The sequence below is a fragment of the Clostridium sp. DFI.5.61 genome, assembly GCF_024462915.1.
Taxonomy (GTDB): domain Bacteria; phylum Bacillota; class Clostridia; order Oscillospirales; family Oscillospiraceae; genus Lawsonibacter; species Lawsonibacter asaccharolyticus.
Genome location: NZ_JANGBZ010000067.1, coordinates 1 through 16,539, shown reverse-complemented (window position 1 = coordinate 16,539; position 16,539 = coordinate 1). Strand labels below are relative to the sequence as shown.

Sequence of the window (16,539 nt, the reverse complement as noted above, 5' to 3'; positions counted from 1 at the left end):
TGCCGCTGGACCATCCGGCTAAGGCTCCATACAGCCTGTTCAGTCAAGGCAGTGAGGTAAAGGAGAGGGAGAAATGGGAGAATTCTTTGTGATCTTGGGTACAGTGATATCCTACCGAAGAAATACGTCGAAATCATGACCTGCCTATGAACTTTCTGTAAACAGCACGCGTCTCTCCGGACAGCACAGCGCCCCAGCCTTGAGGCCGGGGCGCTGCACCTGTGTGTGTTGTAAAGAGAGGGAGAAATGGGAGGTATCCTATGAAAACTGGGTACGGTCTTATCTTAACGGAGAAGTACTGCTAAATCATGTCCGCAATGTGAATTTTCTGTAAATAGCCCCATCCTGTACCGGAACAGTCTGACACCCCGGTCCATGGGACCGGGGTGTCAGACCTGTGTGTGTTGTAAAAGGAGAGGGAGAAATGGGAGTTTTCTTCTGGGTACGGTGTTATCATACCCAGAAATTAAGGCGAAATCATGTCATCCCTGTGAACTTTCTGTAAACAGAGAATCCCTGCCCGGCTATATGCCCTGCTCCACCATATGGACCCGGGATTGCTCCCAGTATCGGAGGTATGGCCTGCCGCTATTCCCGTCCAGATCCATCTGGTAGAGCCGGAACAGCACCGGGATGTCCTTAGGCTGCCACTGCTCCTCATAGGAGTATTGATAGACCATTCCCAACTTTTTCATCACCGCTCCGCTGTTGGGGTTGTTCACATCGTGAGTGGCTGTGAGATAAGGCAGCCCGTCCCGCCTCACCTGCTCTACCAGGGCCCGGGCTGCCTCCGCAGCGATGCCCCGATGCCAAAACTCATGGCGCAGCCCATAGCCCAGGTCGTGGCTCTCGTCCAGGTCCACCTTGACGTAGCCGATGGGGATGTCGTCCTCCTTGAGGCAGATCGCGTATTGGTATCCCCGCTCTGCCCGGTAGACCGGCTGGTACTGCCTTTCAAAGAGCTGCCTCGCCTCCTCCAGCGACTTCAGGGGGAACCACGGGAGGAAGGTATTGGCCTCCACGTCTCCAAAAATGGCCAGTATGGCCGCTGCGTCCTCCGCTGTGAACCGCCGCAGGCGCAGCCGCTCCGTCTCCAGCTCCGGTGTATTCATTGCGCTCCGCTCCCCTTCTGTTTTCCTGTTGGCTCATTTTGTTCCGGTCAGGTCATTCTACCATATCGGAGGCGGCCCCTGCAAGATGGCCCGCCCACCTCGCCGCCGGGGAATGCGCCCCCCTGCCATTCTGACCCCCTCCTCTTTCCCCTTCCTGCTAAAAACTCCCCGCAAAACGATAGGTTTTTCTCTCCCCTTTGGCTTGATTCTGTCACAGCTTCTGTGTTATGATAAAGGTTAGAGCATCAGGACCGGGCCCATTCCCGTCCCCACACCCTCCCGGAAAGGAGCACGCCTCATGGCCCTCGCCACTGTTGTCCACCCCGCCCTGGCCCCCAGCAGACGCATCCTGGCGGTCAGCGACATCCACGGCAACCGCGCTTTTTTCCGCGGTCTGCTGGAAAAAGCTGCTTTCTCGTCCCGTGATATTCTGGTGCTGGTAGGGGACATCCTAGAGAAAGGGCCGGACAGTCTGGGCCTGCTGCGGGATATCCTGGAGTTGTCCCAGGACCACACCATTCTCCCTGTCTGCGGCAACTGTGATGGGCTGGTCCTCCGTTTCTTTGAAGATGACCTGTGGGACCAGGGCTTTTTCCGGGTCTATCTTCCCGCCCACCCGGAGAGTATCCTGCGCCAGATGGCCAGGGAGGCCGGCTTTGACCGCTGGGACGACCTGCCCCGCCTGCGGGAGTGCCTGCGCCGGACCTTCCCCTGGGTCTGGGACTGGCTGCGTTCCCTGCCCACCATCCTGGAGAGCGAACACCTGGTCTTTGTCCACGGCGGAGTCCCCTCCCTGGACCGCATGGAGGAGCTGGACGCCTGGCACTGCATGAAAAACGACGACTACTGGGGCCAGGGCCACTCCTTTGCCCACACCGGCAAGTATGTGGTGGTGGGCCACTGGCCCGTCACCCTGTATGACCCCCGCATCCCCTCCGCTGCCCCCATCATCGACCGCGCACGGCACATCATCTCCATCGACGGCGGCTGCGTCCTCAAGCTGGACGGTCAGCTCAACGCCCTTATCATCCCGGAGGAGTCCTCTCCGGACTTCAGCTGGACCGCCTACGACGGGCTGCCCACGGCCCGGGCCCTGGACCCACAGGCGCCTTCGGAGGATTCCCTGAACATCCGCTGGGGCCGCAACCGGGTCGAGGTGCTGGAGCGGGGACCGGAGTTATCTCTGTGCCGCCATCTGGAGACTGGACGGGTGCTCCCCATCCTCACCAGCTATCTTTATGACAGCCCGGAGGGGCTCCGGTGCGAGGACTCCACTGACTACCTTCTGCCCGTCGTGCCGGGGGACTGCCTTTCCATCGTGGCCCGCACCGGAGAGATGGGCACCCTGGTAAAGAAAAACGGCGTCACCGGCTGGTACCAGGGCCGCCTGAATTACGAGACAAAAAGAGAAACAAAAGGAACTTGATCGTATGCTGGATTTCCGACCCCTGCAGCTGGAGGACCTGCCCCGGCTGCGCCCCTATTTTGCTTACAGCGGCAGCCGCCTGTGTGACACCACACCGGGCACCGTTTTCATCTGGCGGGACATGTACCGCACCGAATACGCTCTGTGGGACAACTCTCTCTATTTTAAGGTGGACTATCCTGGCGTAGGTCCCACCTTTACCCTTCCCTTGGGAGGGGGCAGGCTGGAGCAGTTCCGGCAGATTGCCGAATACTGCCTGCAGAACAAGCTGCCCCTGCGTTTTGTCCCCGTCCCCAAGGACGAGCTTGACCGAATGCTCCACTTTTTCCCTGGAAGCACCGCCCAGGCGGACCGGGACACCTTTGACTATCTCTACCGCAGCGAGGACCTGAAGTTTTTCCGGGGCAAAAAACTCAGCGGTCAGCGCAATCACGTCAACCGCTTCCACAAGACCTACGGGACCTGGACCTTCCGCCCTATCGTGCCTGAGGACCTGCCCATGATCCTCGCCCTTCTGGACCGCTATGTCCAGGAGCACGAGAAGGACTCCGTCTCCTATCTGGAGGACCTGAACAAAACCAAGGAGGTCCTGAACAACCTGGACCTCTACGACATGAAGGGCGGCCTGCTGATGGTGGAGGACCGTCTGGCCGGCTTCTCTCTGGGAGAAGTGCTGGGGGACACCCTGTTCATCCACATCGAGAAGGCGGACCGGGAGATCTTTGGTGCCTATCAGATGCTGGTCAGCCAGTTTGCCCAGGCCTATGCCGGGGAGGGGGTCTCCTTCCTGAACCGCGAGGACGACGTGGGCGACCCGGGACTGCGCACCTCCAAGCTGTCCTACCATCCGGTGGCCCTGCTGGAGAAGTATGTGGTGACTGTGCCCGACCCGGTGCTGGCCCTTCCCGGTGCCCGTCCCTAAAATAATTTTCCAAAAAAACTCCCCGTCCCCTTGACAAATCAAAGCCCCATTGATAAACTATCAGAGCCGCTTTGAATGGGCCACAAAATGGGAGCCAGCCTCCCTGCCCCCGACAGCGAGCCCGTTATGAAGGAGTTGAATCATACATGCACGCTATTATTGAGACCGGCGGCAAGCAGTACAAGGTGACCGAGGGCGATACCCTGTTCATCGAGAAGCTGGAGGCCGAGGCCGGACAGGCCATCACCTTCGACAAGGTCCTGGCCATCCTGGACGGCGACAAGGCTACCTTCGGCGCTCCCGTAGTGGAGGGCGCTTCCGTGGCCGCCACTGTGGTGAAGAACGGCAAGGGCAAGAAGGTCCGGATCTTCAAGTACAATCCCAAGAAGGGCTATCGCAAGCGTCAGGGCCATCGTCAGCCCTACACCAAGGTGCAGATCGGCGCCATCCAGGCCTGATCATGACCACCGTGACCTTTCATACCGAGGGCAGCCGCATCGTGAGCTTTGAAGTGCAGGGCCACAGCGGATACGCCCCGGAGGGGGAGGATATCGTCTGCGCCGCCGTCACCAGCGCGGTCCGTCTGGCCGAGTGCGCCGTCAACGACGTGCTGGGGCTGGAGGCCGCCGTCAAGGTCCGGCAGAAGGACGCCTATCTCTCCCTGAAGCTCCCCGCCAAGCTGGGTCAGACCGCCGAGAGCACCTGTCAGACGCTGATGACCGCTCTCATGGTCCACTTCGCCCAGCTGCATGAGGAGTACCCCGATCACATTATCGTCTTGGAGGTGTAAGACATGCTGAAAATCGGTCTGCAGTTTTTCGCCCATAAAAAGGGCGTGGGTTCCACCCGCAACGGCCGTGATTCCGAGGCCAAGCGCCTGGGCGTCAAGCGCGCCGACGGTCAGTTCGTGCTGGCCGGCAATATCCTGGTCCGCCAGCGCGGCACGCACATCCACCCCGGCGTCAACGTGGGCAAGGGCAGCGATGACACCCTGTTCGCCCTGAAGTCCGGCAAGGTGAAGTTTGAGCGTCTGGGCAAGGACCGCAAGCAGGTCTCCATCGTGGAGATCGCTCAGTAATTGAGCTGCTGAAAAAAGCCGCAAACGGATGGCGTTTGCGGCTTTCTTTTTCTCATTCCGCCGCCGGGCCCCGTCCGGCGTCACTTCCAACCCTGAAAAGGAGGTGCCTGTTATGGCAGCACCCTTTGTAGACACCGCGAAGATCACCGTCCGCTCCGGCAGCGGCGGAAACGGCGTGGTCTCCTTCCACCGGGAAAAATATGTGGCCGCCGGCGGCCCGGACGGCGGCGACGGCGGCCGCGGGGGCAACGTGGTGGTCACCGTGGACGATCACATGTCCACCCTGATGGACTTCCGCTATAAGCGGAAATACGTGGCGGGCAACGGCGCCCCCGGGGGCGGCAACCGCCGCACCGGCAGGGACGGGGAGGACCTGCTCCTCCAGGTGCCCCGGGGCACCGTCATCCGGGATGCCGCCACCGGCGAGATCATCCGGGATATGTCTGACGAGACCCCCTTTATCCTGTGCCGGGGCGGCCGGGGCGGATGGGGCAACCAGCACTTTGCCACCCCCACCCGCCAGGTCCCCCGCTTCGCCAAGCCCGGCCTGCCCGGTGAGAGCCGGGAGGTTGTGCTGGAGCTGAAGCTGCTGGCCGATGTGGGGCTGGTGGGCTTTCCCAACGTGGGCAAGTCCACCCTGCTCAGCGTGGTCAGCCGGGCCCAGCCCAAGATCGCCAACTACCACTTCACCACTCTGTTCCCCAATCTGGGGGTGGTTTATGTGGAGGAGGGGGTCTCCTTCGTCATGGCCGATATCCCCGGTATCATCGAGGGCGCCGCCGACGGCGCCGGCCTGGGCCACGACTTTCTGCGCCATGTGGACCGCTGCCGGCTGCTGATCCACGTGGTGGATGTGTCCGGCTCCGAGGGCCGGGACCCGGTGGAGGACTTCGAGGCCATCAATGCCGAGCTGAAGCAGTACTCCCCCGAGCTGGCCGGCCGGAAAATGATCGTGGCCGCCAACAAGGTGGATATCATGGAGGACCCCGCCCTGCTGGACCGGCTGCGCGCCCATGTGGAGTCCCAGGGCATGGAGCTCTTCGAGATCTCCGCCGCCGCCCACCAGGGCACCCGGGAGCTGGTGAAGCGGGCTGCCCAGGAGCTCCAGCAGCTGCCCCCTGTGATGGTCTACGAGCCCACCTACGTGGAGCGTCCCCCCGAGGTGGACACCAACGGCAGCGTGTCCATCGAGAAGTTCGATGACACCTGGGTGGTGGAGGCCCCCTGGCTCCAGCAGCTCATTGCCAGCGTCAACTTTGGGGATTTCGAGTCCCGCAACTGGTTTGACCAGAAGCTGCGCCAGTCCGGTCTGTTCGACAAACTGGAGGAGATGGGCATCCAGGACGGAGATATCGTCTCCCTGTATGACCTGGAGTTCGAGTACCAGAGATAACCGCCGACAGCTTTCTCGGTCTCCTCTTTCTTTGTCCCCTTATAGGTTCCTCCCACACACATCTTTACGAGAACGCAGAAGGGTATGCCTCAGATGGCATACCCTTCTGTTTTTCGTTCTTGGAGGTCGCACAGTCAGCAAATCTATGGGCCTAGAGAAGGAAACGAGCAGATATTAAGATGTTAGAAGTGGTAAGACTTAAATGTCAAATTAAATTCTTTCTTTGAAGTAAATACCCACTCTCTCCCCTAGTTTAAACGCGATCCAACAAATGGCCAAAGGAAATATGCGCATTATTAAGTGATATTTGTCTCCTGGAAATATCAAATCTGGCAGAACATAGTGAAATGGTGCGGATACCCCTGATACGATCAGCGCCAATACAACATATTTTTGGATCCATCCTATAAAATTGACCAAGAACAATATAAAGGGAGTCACAAAAAAGTATAGGCTGTTCTTTTTGTGTTGTTTACTGGAAAAAAAGAATGCACAGAAAAAGAAATAGGCTAAAAATACCGCAGACATGATCGCCAGGATCACTAAGTATTTTATTCCATGGAAGGGCACCTGTAATTGAAGGAAAAAAATCAACAGTCCAATCAGCGGGGACAAGCTCCCCAAAAGTATCAATTTCAGCTTCATTTTTTCCATCTCCTTTTTAGGCTCTACAGTCCCTTCTTTTCTTCTTTCATTGTAACATATATTTATTTACATTTCAGAAAATTTTTGGATATATTTAATAATAATTTCCTTTTCTGTAAAGGAATAATTCATCTACTGCTTTGGCTCTCCCCTCCGCACCACGTCTCCGTGTGCACCGCACACCGGTGCCCCCGGCCAGCTTGGTCATCCGGCCGTCTTCCTTGCCTTCATGCGGATGCGGACGTAGTCCACGAACCACTTCCCGTCGCGGAACAGGGCAGGCCGCAGCTCCTCCACCGCCGCCCGGAGGAGCTCATCCCCCAGGGCAGGCTCCAACCCCTCAAAGGGTTTTTTGACGAACATGCGGACCCAGTCGGCCAGGCCGTCCCCCGTCTTCTGCTCTGTGGGCCGGTCAAACAGCACCGCGTATTCCACCCGGAAGCCCGCCCGCTCCAAAATGGGAGCGTACTCCCCGATAGTAGGGAAGTAGAAGGTCCTGGGATAGGCCAGCCCCCTCCGCGCGAACTGTCGCTCCAGCGACGAGTGGACCCGCTCCGCGCAGCCCTTCCCGCCGAATTCAAAGATAAACTGCCCGCCCGGCTTCAGCTGGGCGGCCACGTTGCGGGCCAGGGCCTGCTGCCGGCTCCCGTCGATCCAGTGGAGCACAGCATTAGAAAAAATGATGTCTGCCTTCTCCTCCAGCTGGAAGGTGACCGCATCCCCCTTTTGGAAGGGCAGTCCGGGATGAAGGGCCCGGGCCTCGGCCACCATCTCGGCGGAGTCGTCCACCCCCAGCACCCGGTATCCTCGGTCCGCCAGCTTCTGGGTCAGGGCCCCGTTGCCGCACCCCAGATCCACCACCAGGCCTCCTGCTTCCGCCTCCACCAGCTCCAGCACGCTCTCACCGTATCGGTGGACAAAATCAAAGTTTTCTGTGTACTTTCCCGCTTCCCACTGAATATTCATCGGTCTTTCTCCACCTTTTCCACGTTCTTTCCAGTTCAGGGCTTCCGCTGCCGCTCCAGCTTCAGGGAGACCCCCCTGGTCTGCGCCCGCTCCCGGAACAGCTCAGCCGCCCGGCTCCCCCGGTCCTTCTGCTCCTCCGGGGGATACTCTGGGCCGAACTCCTCCTCCAGCCTGGCTATGACCGCCTCCACATCCTCCAGCTCCAGCAGGTTGACAGCGGTGCAGAACAGCGACTTCCGCCGTCCGTCATTGCACCGCTCCAGCAGGAAGCGCAGCCCCTCCATCTTCTTGCCCAGCGTCTCCCGGTAGTGCTCCAGGCCCACCCGCTTCACCGTCTCCAGGTCCCTGCGGGCGTTCCGGTGGGGGATGAAGGAGTCGGCCTGCTCCTGGACATACCGCTGGCAGGGCCAATCCGGACACAGGGAGCAGAACTCCACCCCGCCGTGCTCACCGGCACACCGGAGTATGGGGCAGGATGGCCGTCCCGGCCCGCCGCAGCCCGGACAGTGGGACTCCTCACGGATGTGGTACATGGGGCACAGGCCGCAGTTGAGCCCGCACTGGGAGAAGAGCGGCTCGCTCCTCCGATACTCCCGCTTCATAGGCCGTTCAGCTCCTGGGCCCCTTGGGGATCTTGGACTTGGGGCCCCGCCAGAACTGGAATTGGATGCCCACCGCCACCAGCAGCAGGATCAGGCCCACCAGGGTGAGCCACGCAGAGAGCACGTCGTCCAGCAGGCCGCCGGACTCCATCATTTGGCACACCGCCAGGAAGATCAGGTCCACGAACAGCAGATTCCGGGCCGCGGGGCTGAATTTCTTGGTCCGGCTGTTCTCCTGGAGCGCCTGGGGGTCCTCTCCTGCCTTCTGGCCGGGGCGGTAATTGTAGTTGGAATTCTTTCTCTGGCTGCGCTTTTTGCTCATGACTCTCTTCCTTTCTGAATGGTGGCCCCGCCGATCACCAGGTCGCCGTCGTAAAAGACCACTGCCTGGCCCGGGGTGACCGCCCGCTGGGGCTGGTCGAACTCCACGCGCACGGTGTCCGGTCCCGTCTGCTCAATGGTGCAGGGCTGCTCCTGCTGGCGGTAGCGGATACGGGCCTTGGCCCGGATAGGCGCACTGAGGCTGTCTGTGGGGATCAGGTTCAGCCGGTCCGCTGTCAGGACGCGGGTGAACAGGGCGGCGTTGTCCGACAGGACCACCGCATTGTCCTCCGGCCGCAGCTCCTTCACATACAGCCGCCCCTCCGAGGAGATCCCCAGTCCCCTGCGCTGGCCCACCGTATAGGAGACGATCCCCTCATGGGTACCCAGACGCCTGCCGTTCTGATCCAGGAAGGGCCCCGGAGGGTACTCCCTCCCCATGTACCGGCGGAGGAAAGCGGCATAATCCCCGTCTGGGATGAAGCAGATATCCTGGCTCTCCTTCTTCTCCGCGTTGCCGAAGCCCTGCCGTGCGGCAATGGCCCGGATCTCCTCCTTGGACAGCCCCCCCAGGGGGAATCGGCTGCGGGACAGCTGCTCCTGGGTCAGGCTGTACAACACGTAGCTCTGGTCCTTCTCCGGGTGGAGGGCCTTTTTCAGCAGACAGCGGCCAGTGGCGCCGTCCCGCTCCATGCGCACATAGTGGCCGGTGGCCACCGCCTCCGCCCCCAGCTCCAGGGACCTGCGGAGCAGCTCCCCGAACTTGATCCCCCGGTTGCAGTCCACGCAGGGGTTAGGGGTGCAGCCCGCCTCATAGGCCGCCGCGAAGGGGCGGATCACCCGCTCCCGGAAGCAGGTCCGGCAGTCCAGCACCTGGTGGGGCATCCCCAGCCGCTCCGCCACCGCCCGAGCGTCCGCCAGGTCGTCACTGGCGCCGCATGTCCCTTCCGGCGTCTCCCGGTCGAACAGCCTCAGGGTCACCCCCATCAGCTCATGCCCCTCCCGCTGGAGCAGCCATGCCGCCACCGAGCTGTCCACTCCTCCGCTCATCGCCACTGCGATCCGCTCTCCCATGGGTCTCTCCTTCCCAGATGAAAATCGTCAAAACGCTGAAAATTTGAGTCCAGTATATCACGTTTTTCCCGCCGGGGCAACCTCCCGCCGGCGGAAAACTCCCGCACCCCCCGATTTTCCGCCCTTTCCCTGGCAAAACAGATTTTGTGGTCTTTTTTTGTTTTTAAAAAAATCACCCACAAGATATAGTGGACACCACATGCCGCTTATGGTATAATCAGGGCCCGGCAGAGTTTTATGCGGGCGGCCCCGGCCCCCGCTCACCCACTTACAAAGGATTCAAGGGAGAGGAGTACGCCATGAGCGCCATCAAAGTCATCAAGCGGGACGGGACCATCGTGGACTACGACCGCAGCAAGATCAAGCTCGCCATCCAAAAGGCCAACGCCGAGGTCCCGGAGGAGGACCGCATCCAGGAGGCGCGCATCGACTCCATCATCGACAGCATCGAGGCCCGCAGGCGCCAGCGCCTGCTGGTGGAGGACATCCAGGACATGGTGGAGCAGGCCCTGGTAGCGGAGAATAAGTTCCTGCTGGCCAAGACCTACATCATCTACCGCTATACCCGCGCCCTGGTCCGCAAGCAGAACACCACCGACGAGTCCATCCTCTCCCTGCTGCGCAACGAGAACAAGGAGCTGGCGGAGGAGAACTCCAACAAGAACACCATGATCGCTGCCACCCAGCGGGACTACATCGCCGGCGAGGTGAGCCGGGACCTGACCCGGCGCATCCTGCTGCCCGAGTACATCTCCAAGGCCCACGACGAGGGAGCCATCCACTTCCACGACGCGGACTATTTCATCCAGCCCATCTTCAACTGCTGCCTCATCAACATCGGGGACATGCTGGACAACGGCACCGTGATGAACGGCAAGCTCATTGAGAGCCCCAAGAGCTTCCAGGTGGCCTGCACCGTCACCACCCAGATCATCGCCTGTGTGGCCTCCAACCAGTACGGCGGGCAGTCCGTGGATATGAGCCACCTGGGCAAGTACCTGCGCCGCAGCAAGGAGAAGTTCAGAAAGCACATCACCTATGAGTGCGCCGGTCAGGTGGACGACGCCACCATCGAGCGACTGGTGGCCGACCGGCTGAAGGACGAGCTGAAGAGCGGCGTTCAGACCATCCAGTACCAGATCAACACCCTGATGACCACCAACGGCCAGTCCCCCTTCGTCACCCTGTTCCTGAACCTTCAGGAAGGTGACCCCTATCTGGAGGAGAACGCCATGATCGTAGAGGAGGTGCTGCGCCAGCGGCTGGAGGGCATCAAGAACGAGAAGGGGGTCTACATCACCCCCGCTTTCCCCAAGCTGGTGTACGTGCTGGACGAGCACAACTGCCTGAAGGGCGGCAAGTATGACTACATTACCGAGCTGGCCGTCAAGTGCTCCGCCAAGCGGATGTACCCCGACTATATCTCCGCCAAGAAGATGCGGGAGAACTACGAGGGCAACGTGTTCTCCCCCATGGGCTGCCGCTCCTTCCTCTCCCCCTGGAAGGACGAGAATGGGAACTACAAGTTCGAGGGCCGCTTCAACCAGGGCGTGGTCTCCCTGAACCTGCCCCAGATCGGCATCCTGGCCCGGGGGGATGAGGAGAAGTTCTGGCAGCTGCTGGACCAGCGGCTCCAGCTGTGCTTCGAGGCCCTCATGTGCCGCCACAACGCCCTGAAGAACGTGCGCTCCGACTCCAGCCCCATCCACTGGCAGTACGGCGCCATTGCCCGCCTGCCCAAGGGGGCCCCCATCGAGCCCCTGCTCTACGGCGGCTACTCCTCCATCTCCCTGGGCTATATCGGCCTGTACGAGGTGACCAAGCTGGTGAAGGGCTGCTCCCAGACCACCCCTGAGGGACAGGCCTTCTCCCTGAAGGTGATGGAGCGTCTGCGCTCCGCCTGCGACACCTGGAAGAAGGAGACCAACATCGGCTTTGCCCTGTACGGCACCCCCGCCGAGTCCCTGTGCTACCGCTTCGCCCGCATTGATAAGGAGCGCTTCGGGACGATACCAGATGTAACTGACAAGGGTTATTATACAAACAGCTATCACGTGGACGTGCGGGAGCACATCGACGCCTTCTCCAAGTTCACCTTTGAGAGCCAGTTCCAGAAGATCTCCACCGGCGGATGCATCTCCTATGTGGAGATCCCCAACATGCGCCACAACCTGGAGGCTCTGAAAGAGGTGGTCCGGTTCATCTACGACAACATCCAGTACGCCGAGTTCAACACCAAGAGCGACTACTGCCAGTGCTGCGGCTATGATGGGGAGATCACCATCAACGACGACCTGCAGTGGGAGTGCCCGGTGTGCCACAACACCGACCAGGCCAAGATGAACGTCACCCGCCGCACCTGCGGCTACCTGGGAGAGAACTACTGGAACGTGGGCAAGACCAAGGAGATCAAGTCCCGGGTGCTGCACCTATAAAAATATAGGATGTATCTCTGCCCTGCGGGGCGGAGATACATATGAGTAAGAGGTTTTTATGAACTACGCCGACATCCGCCCCATTGACGTGGCCAACGGACCGGGCGTCCGGGTCTCCCTCTTTGTGTCCGGCTGCCCCCATCGCTGCCCCGGCTGCTTCAATCCGGAGACCTGGGATTTCCAATATGGCCAGGGATTCGGGGAGGAACAGGTCCGCTCCATCCTGGATCTTCTCCGCCCCGGCTATATCCGCGGGCTGACCCTGCTGGGGGGCGAGCCCATGGCCCCGGCGAATCAGCCGGAGGTGCTCTCCCTGGTACGCCGGGTGCGGCAGGAGCTCCCCGGCAGGGATATCTGGTGCTACACCGGCTACCTCTACGAGGAGCTGGCCGCCGGCCGGGTGGGGCCGCTGGACCGGGAACTTCTTCATGAGCTGGATGTGCTGGTGGACGGCCCCTTCCTTCTGGAGCAGAAAGACATCCGCCTCCGTTTCCGTGGCAGTGCCAACCAGCGTATCCTGGATGTTCCCCGGTCCCTGGCGGCCGGGGAGGCCCTCTGGTGGGACAGCCCCCAGGACTGAATCCAGCGGCAGCCCTGAGCTTTCAGGGCTGCCGCTCCTGTTTTTATCCTGCTGGGCGTACATTTCCCCTTCCTTTTTCCGGGTTTTTGTGTTAAACTAATTCGGATATCAGTCTGTACAGAGGTAGGATCACGCTTTGGACAACATCATTCTCATCGGCATGCCCGGCTCGGGCAAGAGCACTGTGGGCGTTCTTCTGGCCAAAGCCTTGGGCTACGGCTTTCTGGACACCGACCTGGTGATCCAGCAGCGGGAGGGCCTGCTGCTCCAGGACATCCTGGACCAGTTCGGGGTGAAGCACTTCCTCCAGGTGGAGGAGGAGGCCATCCGCACCGTGGACTGCCGCCGCACCGTCATCGCCCCAGGGGGCAGCGCCGTCTGCCGGGAGGGGACCATGGCCCACCTGAAGGAGCTGGGCCCCGTGGTCTATCTCCGGGTCCCTATGGAGGAGCTGACCAGCCGCATCCAGAACCTGGCCACCAGGGGGATCGCCATGGAGCCGGGGCAGACCCTGGCGGACGTGCTGGCCCAGCGCGCCCCCCTCTACGAGCGCTATGCCGATTTGACGGTGGACTGCCTTCCTGGGCAGACCTTGGCCCAGACCACTCAGATGGTCCTGGCCCTTCTGAACGGCCGCCGGTGATCCCGGCAGCCCGCCCCAGCCCCCGGGGAAATGGGGGCCCGGCGCGGCGCTGACCGCGCCCGGATCACGAAAAAGGAAGAGCTGAATGACATTTCGCGACTTAGGGCTCATCGCCCCCATCCTCTCCGCCCTGGAGGAACAGGGCTACACCCGGCCGTCCCCCATTCAGGAGAAGGCCATCCCCCCTGCCCTGGAAGGGCGTGACGTGCTGGGCTGTGCCCAGACCGGCACAGGCAAGACCTGCGCCTTTGCCGCCCCCATCCTTCAGCGGCTCAGTGCCGCCCCGGTGAAGGGCCGCCCCATCCGCGCCCTGATCCTCACCCCCACCCGGGAACTGGCCATCCAGATCGGTGACAGCTTCCAGGCCTATGGCAGCCATCTGTCCCTGCGCCACGCTGTCATCTTCGGCGGTGTGGGCCAGAACCCCCAGGTGGAGGCCCTCAACCGGGGGGTGGACATCCTGGTGGCCACCCCCGGCCGGCTGATGGACCTCCACGACCAGGGGTTCGTCCATCTGGAGCAGCTGGAGATCTTCGTGCTGGACGAGGCCGACCGCATGCTGGACATGGGCTTCATCCACGACGTGAAGAAGATCCTGAAGTGGCTGCCCGCCCGGAAGCAGACCATGCTCTTCTCTGCCACCATGCCGCCGGAGATCGCCGATCTGGTCAACTCTCTCCTCCGCTCCCCTGTCCGGGTGGCGGTGGACCCGGTCTCCTCCCCTGTGGAGGCCATCCGGCAGTCGGTGTACTTCGTGGACAAGGGCAATAAGACCCGGCTGCTGGCCCAGCTGATCCAGGAGCTGGCGGTGAAAAACGCCCTGGTCTTTACCCGCACCAAGCACGGGGCCAACAAGGTGGCCCGGGAGCTGAGCAAGTACGGGATCACCGCCGCCGCCATCCACGGCAACAAGAGCCAGACCGCCCGCCAGCAGGCCCTGGCCGACTTCAGGGCCGGGAAACTCCAGGCCCTGGTGGCCACTGACATCGCCGCCCGGGGGCTGGACATCGAAGAGCTGTCCCATGTCTTCAACTACAATCTGCCCGAGGTACCTGAGACCTATGTCCACCGAATCGGCCGGACCGGACGGGCGGGCCGTGGCGGCGAGGCTATCGCCTTCTGCGACTTCTCCGAGAAACCTCTGCTCCGGGAGATCGAAAAGCTGACCCACCGCTCCATCCCCGTGGTGGAGGAGCACCCCTGGCCCATGCAGGTCTTCGAGCTTCCCAAAAAGGATAAGAACGGCCGCACTATCAATGAGGAGGACGCCGAGGCCCGAGCCGCCGCCCGTGAGCTGCGCCGGGAGCGGGAGGCCGCCCGCCAGGCCGCAGCTCAGGAGAAACAGGAGAAGTCCGCTCAGGCTTCTGCCCCGTCCCCAGAGGCCACGGTGGAGGGCGGAGAGAAGAAGAAGCGCCGCCGCAGGCGGAGCAAGTCCAAGGGGGAGGCGCCCGCCGCCCCGGCGGAGTCCCCGCTGCCCGCTCAGGCTCCCGCCCGCCCCAAGCTGACCCGGCCCGGCACCCGCCTGGAGACGGGCAGCGCCATGCCCTGCACTGAGTTCGACCGCCCCGACCCCCTGGCTGGGGACCGGATCATGGACGCCACTGCCCGTCTGCTGGCTCCCCGCCGGCTGACTCTCTCCCCGGTATCCTCCAGGGAGGAGCACGGGCGCCCCCGAAAGCGCTCTGCTGGACAGGCCGCTCAGCCCCGCCAGAAGAGCGAGGGCCAGAAGGGCCGCTCTGCCCACACCGCCCCCCAGGCGGAGAGCCGGAAGCCGGCGCCGTCCAAGCATAAAAAGTCCTCCCAGGGCCGCGGGCAGGACCGCCGCCGCTCCTTCCAGGACCCGCCCCGTCCCACCGGACATCCCAAGGACTCCACCGAGCAGGAAAGCTTGATGAAGCCCTATTACCTGGATATCTGACCGCAAATACAGATGAGTTTGGAGGTTATTTCATGGATTATCAAGCAATGTACCAGCAGAAGCTGACCACGGCCGAGGAGGCCGTCAAGGTGGTCAGATCCGGCGACTGGGTGGACTACACCTGGTGCACCAACCACCCCATTGCCCTGGACAAGGCTCTCGCCGCCCGCAGGGATGAGCTCACCAATGTAAAGGTCCGGGGCGGCGTCACCATGTGGATGCCCGAGATCGCCAAGGCGGAGGACGCCGGCGACCACTTCACCTGGCACTCCTGGCACTGCAGCGGCATCGACCGCAAGATCATCACCAAGGGCATGGGCTACTTCAGTCCCATGCGCTACTCCGAGCTGCCCCGCTTCTACCGGGAGAATCTGGCCCCTGTGGACGTGGTGATGCTCCAGACCACCCCCATGGATGCCCATGGCAACTTCAACTTCGGCCTGGCGGCCTCCCACCTGGCCGACCTGATGTCCCGTGCCAAGTGCATTATCGTGGAGGTCAACGAGAATATGCCCTGGGTGTACGGCCTCACCGGCACCGAGATCAACATCCAGGACGTGACCTATGTCGTGGAGGGGGACAACCCCCCCGTGGCTCAGCTGGGCGCAGGCGGCGAGCCTACCGACGTGGACCGGGCTGTGGCCAACCTGGTGGTGCCCCAGATCCCCAACGGGGCCTGCCTCCAGCTGGGCATCGGCGGCATGCCCAACACCATCGGCGCCATGATCGCCCAGTCCGACCTGAAGGACCTGTCTGTCCACACGGAGATGTATGTGGATGGCTTCGTGGACATGGCGGCCGCCGGCAAGATCACCGGCCGGCACAAGGCCCTTGACAAGGGCCGCCAGGTCTTCGCCTTCGCCGCCGGCTCCCAGAAGCTCTATGACTACGTCGACCGCAACCCCGACGTGATGGGTGCCCCGGTAGACTACACCAACGATGTGCGGGTCATCGCTCAGATCGACAACTTCATCTCCATCAACAACGCCATCGACATAGACCTGTTCGGCCAGATCAACGCCGAGTCCGCCGGCATCAAGCACATCTCCGGCACCGGCGGCCAGCTGGACTTCGCCATGGGCGCCTACCTGTCCAACGGCGGCAAAAGCTTCATCTGCATGTCCTCCACCGTCACCGGCAAGGACGGTACTGTCAAGAGCCGCATCGTCCCCACCCTGACCCAGGGCTCCATCTGCACCGACCCCCGCTCCTGCGGCCACTATGTGGTCACGGAGTACGGCATGATCAATCTGAAGGGCCTGTCCACCTGGGAGCGGGCGGAGGCCATCATCTCCATCGCCCACCCCGACTTCCGGGAGCAGCTCATTGCCGACGCCGAAAAAATGCACATCTGGCGCAGGAGCAATAAGTGATCCTTTTTCCCGTCAAATATACAGGGCCGCGGATGCACAGCATGCTGTGCA

General features: G+C 61.8%; 17 protein-coding genes. 11 read left to right on the top strand and 6 right to left on the bottom strand.

The window, feature by feature from the left end; translation table 11 throughout:
• Nucleotides 1-524 precede the first annotated feature (524 nt).
• A complete protein-coding gene (locus NE584_RS17370) occupies nt 525-1,112 on the bottom strand; it encodes a GNAT family N-acetyltransferase (RefSeq protein ID WP_256183351.1) in 588 nt (195 codons plus the stop codon).
• A gap of 298 nt (nt 1,113-1,410) precedes the next feature.
• On the opposite strand from NE584_RS17370, the gene NE584_RS17365 reads away from it, so the two are divergent.
• The 6 genes from NE584_RS17365 (at nt 1,411) to obgE (ending at nt 5,931) form a co-directional block, all read left to right on the top strand.
• Complete coding sequence (locus NE584_RS17365) at nt 1,411-2,538, top strand: metallophosphoesterase (protein WP_256183350.1); 1,128 nt, start codon at nt 1,411-1,413, stop codon at nt 2,536-2,538.
• A gap of 4 nt (nt 2,539-2,542) precedes the next feature.
• A complete protein-coding gene (locus NE584_RS17360; RefSeq protein ID WP_050623360.1) occupies nt 2,543-3,460 on the top strand; it encodes a DUF2156 domain-containing protein in 918 nt (305 codons plus the stop codon).
• A gap of 146 nt (nt 3,461-3,606) precedes the next feature.
• Nucleotides 3,607-3,918, top strand: a complete 312-nt coding sequence (rplU, locus tag NE584_RS17355; protein ID WP_050623359.1) for a 50S ribosomal protein L21 — start codon at nt 3,607-3,609, stop codon at nt 3,916-3,918.
• Nucleotides 3,919-3,920: 2 nt separating this feature from the next.
• Nucleotides 3,921-4,250 carry a ribosomal-processing cysteine protease Prp gene (locus NE584_RS17350; protein WP_050623358.1) on the top strand — a complete coding sequence of 110 codons (330 nt, stop codon included), beginning with the start codon at nt 3,921-3,923 and terminating at the stop codon, nt 4,248-4,250.
• Nucleotides 4,251-4,253: 3 nt separating this feature from the next.
• On the top strand, nt 4,254-4,538 hold the full coding sequence (rpmA, locus tag NE584_RS17345) for a 50S ribosomal protein L27 (protein ID WP_050623357.1): 285 nt from the start codon (nt 4,254-4,256) through the stop codon (nt 4,536-4,538).
• 112 nt (nt 4,539-4,650) lie between these two features.
• Nucleotides 4,651-5,931, top strand: a complete 1,281-nt coding sequence (obgE, locus tag NE584_RS17340; RefSeq protein ID WP_108980427.1) for a GTPase ObgE — start codon at nt 4,651-4,653, stop codon at nt 5,929-5,931.
• 210 nt (nt 5,932-6,141) lie between these two features.
• Here obgE and NE584_RS17335 read toward each other — a convergent pair whose 3' ends face one another.
• The 5 genes from NE584_RS17335 to mnmA all read right to left on the bottom strand — a co-directional run bounded on the left by NE584_RS17335 (nt 6,142) and on the right by mnmA (nt 9,539).
• Nucleotides 6,142-6,576, bottom strand: coding sequence for a hypothetical protein (locus NE584_RS17335; RefSeq protein ID WP_108980426.1), 435 nt, complete (start codon nt 6,574-6,576; stop codon nt 6,142-6,144).
• Nucleotides 6,577-6,780: 204 nt separating this feature from the next.
• Complete coding sequence (locus tag NE584_RS17330; protein ID WP_108980425.1) at nt 6,781-7,542, bottom strand: class I SAM-dependent methyltransferase; 762 nt, start codon at nt 7,540-7,542, stop codon at nt 6,781-6,783.
• 35 nt (nt 7,543-7,577) lie between these two features.
• Nucleotides 7,578-8,144, bottom strand: coding sequence for a DUF3795 domain-containing protein (locus tag NE584_RS17325; protein ID WP_108980424.1), 567 nt, complete (start codon nt 8,142-8,144; stop codon nt 7,578-7,580).
• Between the two features lie 7 nt (nt 8,145-8,151).
• Nucleotides 8,152-8,466, bottom strand: coding sequence for a hypothetical protein (locus tag NE584_RS17320; protein ID WP_050623352.1), 315 nt, complete (start codon nt 8,464-8,466; stop codon nt 8,152-8,154).
• Complete coding sequence (mnmA, locus tag NE584_RS17315) at nt 8,463-9,539, bottom strand: tRNA 2-thiouridine(34) synthase MnmA (protein ID WP_050623351.1); 1,077 nt, start codon at nt 9,537-9,539, stop codon at nt 8,463-8,465. The genes NE584_RS17320 and mnmA overlap by 4 nt, the downstream gene beginning before the upstream one ends.
• Nucleotides 9,540-9,847: 308 nt before the next feature.
• Between mnmA and nrdD the strand changes: the two genes are divergently transcribed.
• From nrdD to NE584_RS17290, 5 genes are all read left to right on the top strand, one after another.
• Entirely contained in the window at nt 9,848-11,974 is a 2,127-nt protein-coding gene (gene nrdD, locus NE584_RS17310) for an anaerobic ribonucleoside-triphosphate reductase (protein ID WP_050625397.1), read from the top strand.
• A gap of 58 nt (nt 11,975-12,032) precedes the next feature.
• Nucleotides 12,033-12,554, top strand: coding sequence for an anaerobic ribonucleoside-triphosphate reductase activating protein (gene nrdG, locus NE584_RS17305; protein ID WP_108980423.1), 522 nt, complete (start codon nt 12,033-12,035; stop codon nt 12,552-12,554).
• Nucleotides 12,555-12,690: 136 nt separating this feature from the next.
• Entirely contained in the window at nt 12,691-13,197 is a 507-nt protein-coding gene (locus tag NE584_RS17300; RefSeq protein ID WP_108980422.1) for a shikimate kinase, read from the top strand.
• Between the two features lie 85 nt (nt 13,198-13,282).
• Entirely contained in the window at nt 13,283-15,115 is a 1,833-nt protein-coding gene (locus NE584_RS17295; protein WP_108980421.1) for a DEAD/DEAH box helicase, read from the top strand.
• A 32-nt stretch (nt 15,116-15,147) separates the two neighbouring features.
• Nucleotides 15,148-16,488, top strand: coding sequence for a butyryl-CoA:acetate CoA-transferase (locus NE584_RS17290; protein ID WP_256183349.1), 1,341 nt, complete (start codon nt 15,148-15,150; stop codon nt 16,486-16,488).
• The last annotated feature ends 51 nt before the right edge of the window (nt 16,489-16,539 follow it).